Below are 14,081 nucleotides of genomic sequence, written 5' to 3' on the forward strand. Positions count from 1 at the left end.
TCGCCTCTGCAACTCGTGCAAGGTCCTCGCTGCCGAATGTCCGAGTCACGCAGGCCCACAACGCTGCTGCCCTTATAGTGGCTTGCGGCTCCGCGTGGGTGCCTGGTGTCCGTGCTGGGACTTCGCGGCCGGGAGACCGATCCTTCTCTTCCGGGTCGACCTTGGCCTGCCGTTCATCCGTAACTCCTTTGTACCCTGTGACCGCACTCGCTTCAAGGGGTTCGCACACCTGGATTGATCCCAGTCTTCGGTCCAGGTCAGCGCCGACGGCGCAGCATTCCGTACGTCAGCGCGCCTGCCGCCAACGCGCCGAAGCCGACCGCTGCTGTCGTCGCGACGGTGGATCTCGACGGCGGCTGAAGGCGGGCCCGCAGAGACACCGGATTGGAGAAAGTCAGTATGGGCCAACCGTTTCCGGCGGCTTCCTTCCGAAGGGCGCGGTCCGGGTTGACGGCGGTGGGGTGGCCGACCGCGGCGAGCATCGGTAGGTCGGTCACCGAATCCGAGTAGGCGAAGCTCAGGTCGAGATCGTAGTTCTCCCTCAGCGCCAGTTCGCGGATCGCGTCGACCTTGCCCTCGCCGTAGCAGTAGAAGTCGACCTCGCCGGTGAAGCGTCCGTCCTTGACCTCCATCCGGGTCGCGGCGGCGTGGTCGGCCCCGAGGGCTTCCGCGATCGGAGACACCACCTCCTCGCCCGATGCCGACACCACGACGACATCGTGGCCGCGGAGCTTGTGGTCGGCGATCAGATCGGCCGCCTCGGCGAACACGAGCGGGTCGACGATGTCGTGCAGCGTCTCGGCGACCACCGCGCGCACCTGCTCCACGTCCCAGCCTGCGCACATATTGGTCAGGTGGGTGCGCATTCGCTCCATCTGGTCGTGGTCGGCGCCCGCGAGCAGGAAGAGGAACTGGGCGTAACTGCTCTTGAGGACGGAGCGTCGATTGATCAGGCCCTGGTCGAAAAAGGGCTTGCTGAACGCGAGCGTGCTCGACTTTGCGATGATCGTCTTGTCCAGGTCGAAGAACGCCGCGACCCGGCCGTTCCCGGGCTGTCTGTTCGCCTCTGCGGTCACGGAATCCAGGATAGAGCCCCCAGGTGAATCGTGGATCGGAGCGCGATTCTCAGTGTTCACCTTCGGATCTCCGACAGGAAATTCGAATTTGCAAACTCGGATCGCGGCGGGTGTAGTATCAAAATCACCTGGACTTGATCTGGGTGTGTTCAGCCCGACCCCCCGGGGCTGAACTCTGAAGACCCCCGCCTCCTCCCCCCCTGGCGGGGGTCTTCCTCCATTTTCTGGCCGTCCGGGCCTCGTCCTCTCCCGCGTCGACGCGGTCGTTCCGCACGGTCCTCGACGCCGGAGTGGTTCGCGGATACCGGAATCCATCCCCAGGCCCGATTCTGTCCACATCCGGCGAGATCTCCGGCCTGCGGTCCCGTCCGGTCGCGCAGGCTCGTCGGTATGGAACCCCCACATGCATCGGGTGCCCCGCATCCGCCGAATGTCCGGCCGGTCCTCGCGGTGCTCGCGGAGGACGGCTTGTCCCTGAGCGTGCGCCGTGCCGCGGCCGCGGCCGACCGCGCCCTGGACGAGCGGGTGCTCCCCATTCCCCGGCAGGTGTGGGACGGCGCGGCGTCGATCGCGCTGGATCCGGCCGCCGCCCGGGCCTGCGCCGCCGACGCGTTGCCGCGCAGGTCGGCCGTCCATGTGGTGTGCTCGGGCCCGCCCGGCCTCCTCGAGTGGCAGGCCGCCGCCGCGGTGGGGGCGGAGTCCGTCCTCGTCCTGCCCGCCGATGAACCCGCCCTGGTCGAGTCGCTGGCGCAGCGGCGCGACCGCGCGGTGGCGGGTGGCTCGGTGGTCGCCGTGGTCGGTGGATGTGGCGGTGCCGGGGCGTCCACCCTGGCCGCGGCGATCGCGCTGACCGGCCCCACCCGGAGGACCGGGAGTCGCGCGTTGCTGGTGGATGCCGATCCGCAGGGCGGTGGCCTCGACCTGCTGCTCGGTCTCGAGGATCGCCCGGGGCTGCGCTGGCCGGCGGTGGTCGTCGAGGGCGGGCGGGTGTCGGCGGCCGCACTGCACGACGCCTTGCCCGGCGCGGGTGCCGGGGTGGCCGTGCTGTCCTGCGGGCGTGGCGGGGACGCGGGACGGCCGTCGGCGGCGGCGATGCGGGCGATGGTCGAATCGGGCTGCGGTGCCGGTGATCTCGTGGTGTGTGATGTCGGACGAGGCCTAGGCGACCTGGCCGCCGTGGTGTTCGACCTGGCCGATCTGGTGGCGGTCGTCGTGCCCGCCCAGGTGCGGTCGGCGGCGGCGGCCGAATCCGTGGTGGCCGCGGCACGCACCAGGAATCCGAACGTGGGCGTGGTGGTGCGCGGTCCGGCGCCCGGTGGGCTGCGCGGCGCGGACGTCGGTGAGCTCCTCGGGCTCCCGGTGCTCGCGGTGATGCGGCCGCAGCCCCGGCTGTCGGCTGCCCTCGAGCGCGGCGGCCTGCGGCTGCGCAGGCGATCGCCGTTGGCCGTGGGCGCGCGGGCGGTCCTCGAGGTGCTCGGGCCCGGCGCCGGGGGGCGGGCCGCGTGAGCTCCCTGGTCTCGCCCGAACTCCTGGACCGGGTCAGGGAGCGATTGTCGCGGACGTCGGCGCAGCCCAGCCCGGCGATGGTGGCGGCCGCGATCCGGGCGGAGGCCTCCGGGGTGCTCGGGGACACGGACCTGCTCGACGCGCTGCAGGTGCTGCAGACCGAGCTCACCGGTGCCGGAGCGCTGGAACCGCTTCTCGCACAGCCGGATGTCTCCGACGTCCTGGTCACCGCGCCGGACCAGGTCTGGGTGGACCGGGGCTCGGGTCTCGAGCGGGCCCCGGTCCGGTTCGCCGATGAGGCCGCGGTGCGGCGGCTGGCGCAGCGCCTCGCGCTGGCGGCGGGAAGGCGACTCGACGACGCCCAGCCCTGGGTGGACGGCCGCCTGCCGGCGGCGGCGGGGGCCGGGTTCGGGGTGCGGTTGCACGCGGTGCTCGCCCCGCTCGCTTACGGCGGGACCTGCGTGTCGTTGCGGGTGCTTCGGCCCGCGACGCAGGGTCTCGACGCGCTCTGCTCGGGCGGCACGGTGCCCGCCGAGGCCCGTGAACTGCTCGTGCGGATCGTCGCCGCCCGGCTGGCGTTCCTGGTCGTCGGCGGGACGGGCGCGGGCAAGACCACCCTGCTCGCGGCGTTGCTGGCGCAGGTCGACCGCCGTGAGCGGATCGTCTGCGTGGAGGACGCGGCCGAGCTGGCACCGACTCACCCGCACGTGGTGCGGCTGGTCGCCCGTGCCCCGAACGTCGAGGGGGTCGGCGAGGTGACGGTCCGGCAACTGGTGCGGCAGGCGCTCCGGATGCGGCCGGACCGCATCGTGGTCGGGGAGGTGCGCGGCGGCGAGGTGGTAGACCTCCTCACCGCGTTGAACACCGGTCACGACGGCGGGGCCGGCACCGTGCACGCGAACTCGCCGGAGGAGGTGCCCGCCCGGTTGGAGGCGTTGGCAGCACTCGGCGGCCTGGACCGCGCCGCCCTGCACAGCCAGCTCGCGGCCGCGGTACAGGTGGTGCTGCACGTACACCGTGCGGCGGACGGCAGGCGCAGGCTCGCTCAGATCGGCGTGCTGGATCGGGACGAGCGCGGGCAGGTCGGCGTGTTGCCGGCATGGACCCCGACCGCCGAGAGCTGTCCGGGAGCGCACCGCCTCGCGGACCTGCTCGAGCGACGCGGCGTCGGGGCGGGGTCGTGGTGATCGCGGCGCTGACGGTCGCCGAGCTCGCGCTGGTCGTCGCGCCCACCACCAGGACGATGACGAGGCTGAGCCCACCGCGTCGCGGCGCAGGGCTGCGGGGACATGCCCGGTTGTGGGCGGCCGTGGTGCTCGGATCGATTGCCGCCGTGATGATCTACGCGCCGACGGCGGGGTGTGCGGGTGCCGCGCTCACGCTGACGACCGCGTATCGACGCGCACGCCGTCGCCGCGAGGGCACGCGGAACGCGGAACTGTGCGGGCTGCTCGGCTGCCTGGAGGCGGCGACGGGGGAGCTGCGGGTGGGCGCCCATCCGGCGAACGCCTGCACCACGGCGGCGAGGGAATCGAGTGGTGCGGCGGCTGATGCGTTCCGGGCCGCCGCGGCCCGCGCCCGGCTCGGGGGCAGCGCCGCCGACGGATTGCAGGGCGCAGGGAGCGCGATCGACGCCGAGTTGGCGCGGGTATCGGCGGCATGGCGGGTGGCCGACCGGTACGGCGTCGCGCTGGCGGACCTGCTCGATGCGGTCCGCGCGGACCTGGTGGGGCGCATCAGGTTCCGGGACCGGGTGGAGGCGGGGCTGTCGGGGGCCAGGGCCACGGCGGCGGTGCTCGCCTGCCTGCCATTGCTGGGGATCGCGCTGGGCCAGTTGATGGGCGCGAGCCCGCTGCGGGTACTGCTGTCCGGCGGTCTCGGGGGGACGCTGCTGGTGCTCGGCACGTTGTTCGTCTGCGCCGGCCTGCTCTGGACGGACCGCATCACCGGGCGGGTGACCCGATGAGCGCCGCGGTGGCGGTGCTGTTGGCGGGCGCCGCGCTCGCCACTCCCGGTGCCGGCCCGGCGGCGACGCGGCTGCGGGACCCGGTGGCGGCGCCCGCCGGCCGGGCCGAGCGTGCGCGGCACCGCGTGGCCACCGATCCCATGGCGATCGCCGCCGGATTCGACCTCCTGGCCGCGTGCCTGCAGTCGGGGATGCCCGTCGCCGCGGTGGCGGAGGCGGTCGCGGTGTCCGCTCCGGAGCCGCTGGGCAGCGCACTCGACTCGGCCGCGAACCTGCTGGCCCTCGGCGCGGAGCCCGAGATCGCCTGGGAGCGTGCGGCGGCGCACCCGGAGACGGAGGGGCTCGCGCGGATGGCTCGCCGCTCCTCGCGGTCCGGCGCGGCCTTTGCGGGGGCGGTGGCCGAGTTGGCGGCCCACCGCAGGCTCGCGCTCGAGGACAGGGCGGTGGCCGCGGCGGAGCGGGCGGGTGTGCTGATCAGCGGTCCGCTCGGGCTGTGTTTCCTGCCCGCCTTCCTCTGCCTCGGAATCGTCCCGGTGGTGGTCGGTCTGGCCACCCGGGTGCTGAGCGGCGGTGTGCTGTGAGTCGGCGCAGTCGCAGGGCCGAGAGAACCCGTCGCGGAGATACCGCGACGGTGATCGAGAGGGGGGAACATTATGGTGACCAAGGGGATTGGCGCGCTGCGCACCCGATTGCTGCTCGCGGCGGCCGCCGAGGACGGCATGTCGACCGCGGAGTACGCGATCGGCACCATTGCCGCGGCGGCATTCGGGGCGGTGCTGTATTCGGTGGTGACGGGCGACTCCATCGTGACTGCGCTGACCGGGATCATCGACAAGGCACTGAACACCGCGGTCTGAACGATGTCGGTGCGGTGACGGTGGAGGCCGCGATCGCGATCGCCTCGATCACGGTGGTCGTGGTGCTGTGCCTGGGTTCCTTTCTCGCGGTGTCCGCGCATGTTCGCTGCGTGGATGCCGCGCGGGAGGCGGCCCGGCTCGTCGCGCGCGGCGACCGGGCGGAGGCGATCCCCGCTGCGCAGCGGGTGGCTCCGCGGGGTGCGCGCATCACTGTGCGGGAGGTCGACGGGTTCGCCACGGCGGCGGTCGAGGTCGCGGTGCCGCTGCTGCCGGCACTCGACGTCTCTGCGGAAGCGATTGCCGCCGTGGAGGACCCGGGCTCGGCGGGACCGCCGTCGGATTCGTTGCCGAGGGGAGCCGGCGGGTGAAGGACGAGCGTGGAGCGGCGACCGTCCTCGCCTGCTGGGCGATGCTGGCGCTGATCGCGGTGGCAGCCCTGGTGATCCACCTCGGTTCGGCGGTGTCGGCACGGCACCGGGCGCAGTCGGCGGCGGACCTGGCGGCCCTCGCGGCCGCGGCCGCCCTCGAGCGAGGCACGGAGGCGGCCTGCGCCGCGGCGACCACGATCGCCGGGCGGATGCGGGGGACGGTCCGCGACTGCCGGATCGAGGACTGGGACGTGGTGGTGACCGTCGGGGTCCGGCTGCCGCTACCGGCCGTCGGAGGTGGCGATGCCGTCGCCGCGGCCAGGGCGGGCCCGGTCCCGTAGCGGCATATCCCGGTGCGTCCGCCGGCGAACGCCCTTACCCGATCGCAAACTTGAGCCCCACCTCACAGCAACCAATCGGTTGGTTGGGTTGACGCGCGATTCGGGTGGACCTAATTTTCTGTCCACGGTCATGAGTATCAGCGTCAAGCCCCGGCTCGCTGATCGGCAACCCTCCAGTGCGGCGGGGTGCTCCGGGTGACGACCGGATGGCGGTCGTCCGACGCCATAAGCGCTCAATTCAGTCCTCGAAGGGGATACCCATGTCCGCAGTTCAGCTCGCCCCGGCGGCCCTCTCACCGCAGCACCCGGCCGCCGAAGTCGTCGCCGCGATCCCGCTCACGGATCTGGTCGTCGTCGCCGATCGATTCCGTGGCTTCGCCGATGGCACCCGCGTCCACACCGTGTCGGGTCTCGTCACCGCGCTGCGCGGCGGCGCGTTCCGGAACGCGTCCACCGATCTGACCATCCGGCTCGGGCAGGGGATCAAGCGGCACGACAAGGAATACGTCGAGCACGTCGCGTCGATCCATGCCCCCGCCGCAGAGGTCCGCCTGCTCGGCGACATCGCCTCCCCGGCGCCGCGCCACCACGTGCACAAGTACCAGGAGACCAACGTCCTCATCGCCAACCTGGCGCGCGCCGAGGACGGGAGCTTCACCGCCGACCTCCGGATCGACGGGGACAACGAGCTGCTCATCGATCATCAGACCGGCGAGCACGTCCAGGGACTGGTGATCGTCGAGGCGGCACGGCAGCTGTTCCTCGGGGCCTTCGAGCTCGAGTACGGCATCCGCTCGCCCGAACAGCACTACTACGTCGTGTGGAACTCGATCGACCTGTCGTTCAAGACCTTCCTGTTCCCGTTGCCCGCATCGCTGCACGCCCGGTTCGGAGCGGTGTCGATCCAGGATCCGGCCAAGCTGCAGTTCACGATCGACATCGAGGTGACCCAGTTCGGCCGCAGCGTCGCGACAGCGACGATCTCGTTTGCCGCGCTGGAGAACTCGACGATCAGCCAGATCGAACGACGCAAGGCAGCGAAGGCCATCGAGGCCTTCCTCGGGGCCACCGCGTGACGCACACCGGCTCCCGTCCCGTGCAGGTCGCCTTCTTCGACGTCGACGAGACGCTGATCACCGTCAAGAGCATGTTCGCATTCCTCGAGCACTGGCTGCGCGAGCGGGGCGACGACGGCAGCGCGTACTCGAGGCTGCTCGGCGCACTGCGGCGGGCGTCGGATGACGGCACCCCGCGGGAGGAGGTCAACCGCAGCTACTACCGCACGTTCCGTGGGGTGCCACTCGTCGAGCTGGAGGAATCGGGTCGCCGGTGGTATCGGGAATTCGAGTCCACCGCAGCCCCGTACTACGCGGACACCCTCGCCGCGTTGCGTGACCATCGCGACGCCGGTGCCGCGATCGTGCTGCTGTCGGGCTCGTTCGGGCCCGCACTGGGGCCGATCGGGGAGGCCGTCGGTGCCGACCGGATCGTGGCGAGCCGCCCGGTCACGGACGGCCGGGGGCTGCTGACCGGTGAGGTCGAGCGGCCGATGATCGGGCAGGCCAAGGCGGAGGCCGTCACCTCGGTACTGGACGAACTCGGGATCGATGCCGGGAACAGCTACGGGTACGGCGACCACGACAGCGACCTCGCCTTCCTCGAGGCGGTCGGGCACCCGGGGCTCCGCGGCAGCGATCCGGTACTCCGGGCGCACGCGGCCCGGGATCGGTGGCGGGTACTGGGCAGCGCCACCACCGGTCTGGCCGGGGCCGTCCCGCTGCTCGCCGTCACCAGTGCCGGACAGCGAGGTCTTCGATGACAGAACGGGTTTCGGCCGAATCCAAGCTCTACGAGCTCACACCCACCACGCAGGGCCCGCTCTATCCGCCAAGCGAGGCGGTCGACCGCGACGGCAATTTCGTCGTGGTCGGGTGGATCACCCGGGACGCAGGCGACGGCTCCGTCGGGCGGGAGTGGGGGAGCGCGATCGTCGATGCGGGGACCCCGGTTCCCGAGTTCGGGAGCGTGGAGCCGTACACGATCGTGCGCGAACTCGGGACGGAGCTGTCGGCGGAGGACGGGGCGACGGTGCTGCACACCCTGCCGCTCCCGTTGCCCGCCAACAACTATCCGATCGTGTTCGCGCCCGACCAGGTTCCCGAGGCCGCGCAGGTCCGGCGGCCCAGTTACGCGTTCCACGAGACGCCGATCCCGGACCTCCGGTACGAGGACGGTAGGCGCCTGACCCGGCCGGTCACCCTCAGGGACTGGCTGCAGGCGCGGGGCACCGTGCGGGTGGGGGTCAGCGCGGACGGCAGGGACGGCGAGTTCTCCTTCGAGTTCTCGGGTCTGATCCCGGAGTCGCTGTACACCGTGATGTCGCTGCGCCAGCGGGACCTGGACCCGGCCGCGCCGACGCGACCCGGGCCGCTGGGGGTGCCGAACGTGTTCGTCACCGACCAGGACGGCCACGCGACCTACCGGGCCTCGCTGCCGAATGCGTTTCCGCCCCCGGACAGCCCGGGGGCCAATCGCATCGTCAGCGTCGTGGTGCTCTGGCAGAGCTACCAGCAGAACTACGGCGGCGCCATCGGTCAGTTCGGGCTCGGCGGCGACATCCACGCGCAGCTGAAGATCCCGGTTCCCGGCTTTGCGGAGTTCACGACAAGGGACTGAGCCCCGGGGCGCATGCCATCGGCCGAGGATCAGGCCGGCGAGACCCCCGTGGAAGGTGTGGTGTCGCCGGCCTGCGGTCTCTGGACTCGAGGAGGAGGTCCGCTCGCGGGCTGCAGAGTCGGCTCGTCAGTGGTGGAACAAGCGTGTTCCGGTGTGGATCAGGGTCAGTCCCAGCTCTCGGCATGCATCCACGACTTCGCCCGTTCGGGTGGAGCCGCCGGGCTCGACGATGTAGCGCACTCCGAGTCGGCTTGCGTGGTCGATGTTGTCGCGAAACGGGATGTATCCGTCGGAGACGAGGGTGGCATCGGTGAGGCGAGCGAGCCATTCCAGGCGGTCGGCCTCTTCTACCTCCGCGACCTGGGCTGTAGAGGTCACCTGAGCGGTGAGCGCCGTCCGCTGGGAGTCCGTCACAGCGTTCTCGGCAAGGCGAACCTGCCAGTTCAGCCGGTCCTGCCGGGACGTCCCCTCGGCGAATTCGAGTGACTGAATGGCAGGCAGGCGGCGCAGCCACCAGATGCCGGCCTTCGCGCCGGCGAGCCGAGTGCAGTCCACTCGGGACTGCTGACCGGCACCGACGCCTATCGTCATGCCGTCCTTCACGTAGGCCACGGAGTTCGACTGCGTGTAGCGCACTGTGACCATGCCCAACAGTGCGTCGCGGATGGTGTCCGGGCGCGGCGCAGAACCATGCACCACCCGCAGTAGGTCCGCCGTGATTGGCAGCCGATCGCGTTCTTGCTCGAGCACCATTCCGAACACCTCGCGCTGTTCCCATGGCGGCGGCTCGTAGGACGCATCTGCCTCGAGGGCGAGGAATGTGCCGCGCTTTTTCCGCGCCAGAATCTCCACCGTGCCCGGCTCGAACCCCGGCGCGATGATTCCGTCGGAGACGACACCCGCAAGTAGGTCCGCCAACTCACGGTCCACCGGCTCCGAGACTGCGATCAGATCCCCGAACGATGATTTCGGGTCGATGTCCCGCGCACGTACATAGGCAGCGGTAGCGTCGCCGACCGCACCGTCGCCGAGATCCCAAGCGCGGCGCATGGTCTCGTCCAGATCGCCCGCCAGGGCAGCGCCGGCTGGGGAGACATGTTTGAACGAAGCTGCTGCTGCGTCGCCAGTGACCGCCGCAGCCTCTCGAACCAACTGCCAACCGTTCAGCGCATCGAGGTAGTTGATCAACGATGGGGATCCGTGAATGACTCGAACCGGTGGCGCCGGTGAGGTGACGCGGGCGCGCTGATGCGGGTTCATTCCGTACCGCAGTTCCATGTGGGTGCTCCTCAGTAGTCAACTGAGGAGCACCCAGGCGTACGACGCTCCGAATTCGCTTCCTTGTGGTGTCCCACCAAACGCCAGTCGCGATACGCGCGACGTTAGCACTCTTGCCGCTTCCGGCTCAGTCGATCCTCGCCGCCACGTAAGCGAGGGCGGCGCCCGCGAGGGCCACCGCGGCCATCGCGCCCGCGACGGCCCAGTAGCCGACCCCGGCGAGCAGATTGGCCACCTGCGGTCCGGTGCTCGCGCCGACGAACAGCGTGAAGGTGTACAGCGAGGTGGCCGCGCCGCGCGCTGCGCCAGCCCGCTCCGCGATGGCCTGCACCAGTGCCGGCGCCGCAACCGCGATCGCCGCCACGAAGATCAGCAGGCACAGCGCGACCCACGCGTTCCCGAACGGCGCCGCCGTGGCCGCGGCGGTGATCGCCGCCGCGAGCAGCGCCGACACCACCCGGGTCGTCGGAGCCACCCGAGCCAGCCGGCCCGCCAGCAGCGGGACCGCGATCATCGCGGGCAGGGCGCTGGCCCGGAGCGCCAGCATGCCACCGCCGTCGATACCGTCCGGGGGGCTGAGCTGGATCCCGGTGTACAGGCCGACGAACACACCGAGAACGCTGACGCCGCTGACGAACAGCAAGGCCAGCACCGGGTTTCGCAGCAGGGCGACGAAGGGACCGAACGAGGCGCGCAGGCCGCGCGGCTCGTTAGCGGGCGGGCCGGGGACCGGTGCCCGCGGCGCGAGCACGAGCCACGCCGCCACGCCGAACAGCACGAATCCCAGGCTGCTCAACAGGAATATCGCGCTCGGGCCCCAGGCGGCCGCGACCGCCTGCGAGGCCACCTGCGCGAGCACGCCCGCTGCGAGGAAGGAGCTTGTCAGGCAGGTGAGCGCGAGCACCCGACGCCGCGGGTCGATTTGCTCGGCGAGATAGGCGAACGCGGCGGGGGCGAACAGCGACGCGGTCGCGCCCTGCGCGATCCGGGCCGCGAGGCCGAGCTCGAGACTCGGGGCGAGTGCCACGAGCAGGGTCGTCACCGAGGTCGCCAGCAGCCCGCCGACGATCACCGGGCGCCTGCCCCAACGATCGGAGAGCGGACCCGTGACGAGAAACCCCAGCGCGTACGCGAGCCCGAAGCAGGTCGTCGTCCACGTCACGGCCGAGCGCGTCGCCCCCCACTCCCGCGACAGGTCGTCGAGGAGTGGGAGGACGACGTACAGCTGCCCGACGACGAGGGTGCCCGCGAGACAGATCAGGCCGATCGTTCGTCCCGTGGGTGCCCAGCGCGGCTCCGCCGCCGCAACGGCGGGCACCGCCGCGAGATCAGAAGCCGGCTGCGAGCTCACGTGCCCGCTCCTGGGCGACGGCCAGGCCCGCCGAGGGGTCGGGCGTCAGGACCGTCGGGGCGTACCGGATCTCGGCGACCGAGTCGATGCCGACGAAACGCAGCCAGTCCTCGACGAACGGGGTCGCGAAATCGGCTCCGAACTCCAGGGGGACGCCGGGGCTGTGGACACCGCTGGTGTAGACGGTGACGGCGCGCTTGCCCGCGAGCAGCCCTGAATACCCCTTCGCGGGGTCGAACTCGAACGCCCACCCCGGCTGGGTGACGAGGTCGATCCACTGCTTGAGGATGTACGGGATCCCGGAGTTCCAGATCGGGATGCTCAGGACATAGAGGTCGGCCGCCGCGAAGCGGTCGAAGACCTCTCGGGCCTGGTCCCAGGCCCGACCCTGTTCGAGCGTCTGCTCCTGGCCTGTGAAGACGGCGAGTTTCGCGCCCGCGGCGGCGGTGCCGAAATCGGGCAGCCGCTCCTCGAACAGGTCGAGCGTGTCGACGGTGAGCGACGGGTCCTGGACGGCCAGGGCGTCCAGGAACGTCGTGGCGATGCTGCGCGAGTCGCTCGATTTGCCGCGCGCGGAGGCGTTGATGTGCAGGGCGTTGGTCATCGAAGGGTCCTTCCATTGTGGGCAGGACATACTTCTACCAACCAGTTGGTTGGAGCACAAGGGTTCCGCGATCCCGGAAATGTTGCGGATAGGATTCGCGCATGAATGAGCATGCCGAGGGATCATCGACGCGACGAAAACTCCTGGACGCGGCGCGTTCTGAGTTCGCGGAGACCGGCATCGCCGGCGGTCGGGTCAACCGGATCGCCGAGCGCGCGGGGGTCAACAAGGAACGCATTTACGGGTACTTCGGCAGCAAGGAGAAGCTGTTCGACGCGGTGATCATGGAGGCGCTCACCGAGCTCGGGCAGGCGCATCCGCTCACTCCGGAGACCGACCTCGACGACTACATCGGGGCGGTCTTCGACTTCCATCGCGCGCGCCCGGACCTGCTGCGGCTGTTGATGTGGGAGTCGCTGCACTACCGGAAGGAGGACCTGCCGAGCGACGAGGCGCGCGGCCAGGTGTACCTGGACAAGGTGCAGAGCCTCGCACAGCTGCTCGGCCGCGAGGCCGACGCGCGCACGGCGATCTCCCTATTCACGCTGATCGGGATCGCCGCCTGGCCGTCCACCGTGCCTCAGCTGCTCACGATGGTGACGGGCGGGACCGAGCCCGCGGTGGACGAGGCCACGCTCCGGGCGTCGATCATCGAGCTCGGTAAGCGTGCCATCGGCACCTAGCGCAGGCTCTGGCCGCCGTCGACGCCGAGTGTGACGCCCGTGATGTACGTGTTCGCCATCAGGAAGAGCGCGGCGTGCGCGGCCTCGTCGGCCGTGCCGACCCGCCCGAGGGGAATGGAACGTCCCGCGGCCGAAACCGATTCGTCGTCGACCGGGCCGCCCGCGTTGCGGGTGAGCGCGCCGCGCAGCATCGGGGTGTCGATCCGTCCCGGCCGGATGGCGTTGACGCGATTTCTCGGCGCTACCTCGAGCGCGAGCCCCCTGACGAACGTCTCGAGCGCGGCCAGTCCGGCGGCGACGACGCTCGTATCGGCCGCGGGCCGGACCGCGAACCCGCCGGAGGTGAAGACGAGCGAGCCCCCGGGCGCCAGTGCAGGCGCCGCGCGTTGCGCGACGGCATAGGCGGTGGCGAGCCGGTCGGTGTACGCCGGTTCCAGCGCCGACCACGGGGTGGTCCGAGTGGGGCCGGTCGCGGCGAATCCCGCCGTCAGCAGCACGTGATCGACCGTGCCTGCGCGAGTGAAGATCGACTCGAGTCCGGCCGGATCGCGGACGTCCGCGGCGATCGGTAGCAACCGGTCGGTATCCGATTCGTCGATCGCGGCGAAGGACCGCTTCAGGCCCGCCTCGTCCCGGGCGACGCCCGCGACGGAGGCCCCCGCCCGGTATGCCATCGCGGCGGCCGCGCGACCTATCCCGGTGCTCGCGCCGATGACGAGTATTCGGCCGTCGGGCACGAAGGGGTTGACCGGTGGCCAGCTGGATTCGTTCACCTCGCGAACACTACTGAATTCGGTTCGGGCCCATTGTTTTCACGGTGATCCGAATTATCGGGAACCGTTTCGGCAAGGTAAATGTGCAGCGCTGGGCGGGTGCGGGAAGGCCGGCGCGGGGCGAGGCGGGCGGCGAACCCAACCGAACGGTTGACACGTCGTAGGGGCCCGGATACCTTCTCTCCCAACGGTCATGAGTATCAGCTGATAGCCCCGGCTTGCTGATCGGCAACCCTCGCGGAGCGGTGGGGTGCCCCGGGTGAGGACCGGGCTGTATCCACGCGGATACGGCAAGCGCCCCTACTGTCGCGAAAGCTGAATACGTTGATTGTCACCACGGAGTGTAGAAGCCGATCAGTGTGAGAACTGATCGGTAATTCGAGTCGAGCGCTCGTGTTGCGTTGGGCAGACCAGTCGAGAATCCCAAGAAGCGGATATCGACGTCTATGCCCGCCTTTTCGAATGACGGGCCGAAATCGGCGATCGGATTGTTTGGCAATGCCGCCGTCCTTTCAGTTCGCCTTCCTATTCCCATTCGCCGCCACGACAACGAGGTCGTGCGCGGTGGCTTCCTGTCTGTCGCGGCGCGCTCGCGTGGACGA

16 protein-coding genes and 3 riboswitches are annotated in these 14,081 nt (G+C 70.7%); of the genes, 11 read left to right on the plus strand and 5 right to left on the minus strand.

Going from position 1 to position 14,081, the window contains the following annotated elements:
• Window positions 1–257: 257 nt before the first annotated feature.
• The gene (locus C8K38_RS18240) at window positions 258–1,088 is read right to left on the minus strand and encodes an HAD-IB family hydrolase (protein ID WP_373560274.1); all 831 of its coding nucleotides are present in this window, start codon (window positions 1,086–1,088) and stop codon (window positions 258–260) included.
• Between the two features lie 378 nt (window positions 1,089–1,466).
• Here C8K38_RS18240 and ssd point away from each other — a divergent pair, with 378 nt between their 5' ends.
• From ssd to C8K38_RS18290, 10 genes are all read left to right on the plus strand, one after another.
• Entirely contained in the window at window positions 1,467–2,582 is a 1,116-nt protein-coding gene (gene ssd / locus C8K38_RS18245) for a septum site-determining protein Ssd (protein ID WP_097212842.1), read from the plus strand.
• The gene (locus C8K38_RS18250) at window positions 2,579–3,769 is read left to right on the plus strand and encodes a TadA family conjugal transfer-associated ATPase (protein ID WP_097212843.1); all 1,191 of its coding nucleotides are present in this window, start codon (window positions 2,579–2,581) and stop codon (window positions 3,767–3,769) included. Before ssd ends, C8K38_RS18250 begins: the two co-directional genes overlap by 4 nt.
• Window positions 3,766–4,548 (plus strand): type II secretion system F family protein, encoded by a 783-nt coding sequence (locus tag C8K38_RS18255; RefSeq protein WP_257017590.1) that lies wholly within the window; start codon window positions 3,766–3,768, stop codon window positions 4,546–4,548. The genes C8K38_RS18250 and C8K38_RS18255 overlap by 4 nt, the downstream gene beginning before the upstream one ends.
• A complete protein-coding gene (locus C8K38_RS18260) occupies window positions 4,545–5,129 on the plus strand; it encodes a type II secretion system F family protein (protein ID WP_097212845.1) in 585 nt (194 codons plus the stop codon). The genes C8K38_RS18255 and C8K38_RS18260 overlap by 4 nt, the downstream gene beginning before the upstream one ends.
• A 72-nt stretch (window positions 5,130–5,201) precedes the next feature.
• Window positions 5,202–5,405 (plus strand): DUF4244 domain-containing protein, encoded by a 204-nt coding sequence (locus C8K38_RS18265; protein WP_097212846.1) that lies wholly within the window; start codon window positions 5,202–5,204, stop codon window positions 5,403–5,405.
• Between the two features lie 14 nt (window positions 5,406–5,419).
• Window positions 5,420–5,773, plus strand: coding sequence for a TadE family type IV pilus minor pilin (locus tag C8K38_RS18270; protein WP_257017579.1), 354 nt, complete (start codon window positions 5,420–5,422; stop codon window positions 5,771–5,773).
• A complete protein-coding gene (locus tag C8K38_RS18275; RefSeq protein ID WP_097212847.1) occupies window positions 5,770–6,114 on the plus strand; it encodes an Rv3654c family TadE-like protein in 345 nt (114 codons plus the stop codon). Before C8K38_RS18270 ends, C8K38_RS18275 begins: the two co-directional genes overlap by 4 nt.
• Window positions 6,115–6,240: 126 nt before the next feature.
• A riboswitch (SAM riboswitch) is annotated at window positions 6,241–6,352 on the plus strand.
• A gap of 22 nt (window positions 6,353–6,374) precedes the next feature.
• A complete protein-coding gene (locus C8K38_RS18280; RefSeq protein WP_097212848.1) occupies window positions 6,375–7,190 on the plus strand; it encodes an AfsA-related hotdog domain-containing protein in 816 nt (271 codons plus the stop codon).
• Window positions 7,187–7,933, plus strand: coding sequence for an HAD family hydrolase (locus tag C8K38_RS18285; protein WP_097212849.1), 747 nt, complete (start codon window positions 7,187–7,189; stop codon window positions 7,931–7,933). The genes C8K38_RS18280 and C8K38_RS18285 overlap by 4 nt, the downstream gene beginning before the upstream one ends.
• Entirely contained in the window at window positions 7,930–8,790 is an 861-nt protein-coding gene (locus tag C8K38_RS18290; RefSeq protein WP_097212850.1) for a hypothetical protein, read from the plus strand. Before C8K38_RS18285 ends, C8K38_RS18290 begins: the two co-directional genes overlap by 4 nt.
• A 126-nt stretch (window positions 8,791–8,916) precedes the next feature.
• Here the strand turns inward: C8K38_RS18290 and C8K38_RS18295 are convergent, their stop codons facing one another.
• The 3 genes from C8K38_RS18295 to C8K38_RS18305 form a co-directional block, all read right to left on the minus strand.
• The gene (locus C8K38_RS18295) at window positions 8,917–10,068 is read right to left on the minus strand and encodes a phosphoribosylaminoimidazolecarboxamide formyltransferase (protein ID WP_097212851.1); all 1,152 of its coding nucleotides are present in this window, start codon (window positions 10,066–10,068) and stop codon (window positions 8,917–8,919) included.
• A gap of 24 nt (window positions 10,069–10,092) precedes the next feature.
• Window positions 10,093–10,169, minus strand: a riboswitch (ZMP/ZTP riboswitch).
• Window positions 10,170–10,195: 26 nt separating this feature from the next.
• Window positions 10,196–11,419, minus strand: coding sequence for an MFS transporter (locus tag C8K38_RS18300; protein ID WP_218840985.1), 1,224 nt, complete (start codon window positions 11,417–11,419; stop codon window positions 10,196–10,198).
• On the minus strand, window positions 11,397–12,023 hold the full coding sequence (locus tag C8K38_RS18305; RefSeq protein ID WP_097212852.1) for an FMN-dependent NADH-azoreductase: 627 nt from the start codon (window positions 12,021–12,023) through the stop codon (window positions 11,397–11,399). The genes C8K38_RS18300 and C8K38_RS18305 overlap by 23 nt, the downstream gene beginning before the upstream one ends.
• A 101-nt stretch (window positions 12,024–12,124) precedes the next feature.
• Here C8K38_RS18305 and C8K38_RS18310 point away from each other — a divergent pair, with 101 nt between their 5' ends.
• The gene (locus C8K38_RS18310) at window positions 12,125–12,706 is read left to right on the plus strand and encodes a TetR family transcriptional regulator (protein WP_097212853.1); all 582 of its coding nucleotides are present in this window, start codon (window positions 12,125–12,127) and stop codon (window positions 12,704–12,706) included.
• On the opposite strand, the gene C8K38_RS18315 is transcribed toward C8K38_RS18310, so the two are convergent.
• Entirely contained in the window at window positions 12,703–13,479 is a 777-nt protein-coding gene (locus tag C8K38_RS18315) for an SDR family oxidoreductase (protein ID WP_097212854.1), read from the minus strand. The genes C8K38_RS18310 and C8K38_RS18315 overlap by 4 nt on opposite strands.
• A 189-nt stretch (window positions 13,480–13,668) precedes the next feature.
• Window positions 13,669–13,782, plus strand: a riboswitch (SAM riboswitch).
• The last annotated feature ends 299 nt before the right edge of the window (window positions 13,783–14,081 follow it).

Origin of the sequence: Rhodococcus sp. OK611 (genome assembly GCF_003050885.1) — a bacterium.
Classification (GTDB): Bacteria; Actinomycetota; Actinomycetes; order Mycobacteriales; family Mycobacteriaceae; genus Rhodococcus_G; species Rhodococcus_G oryzae.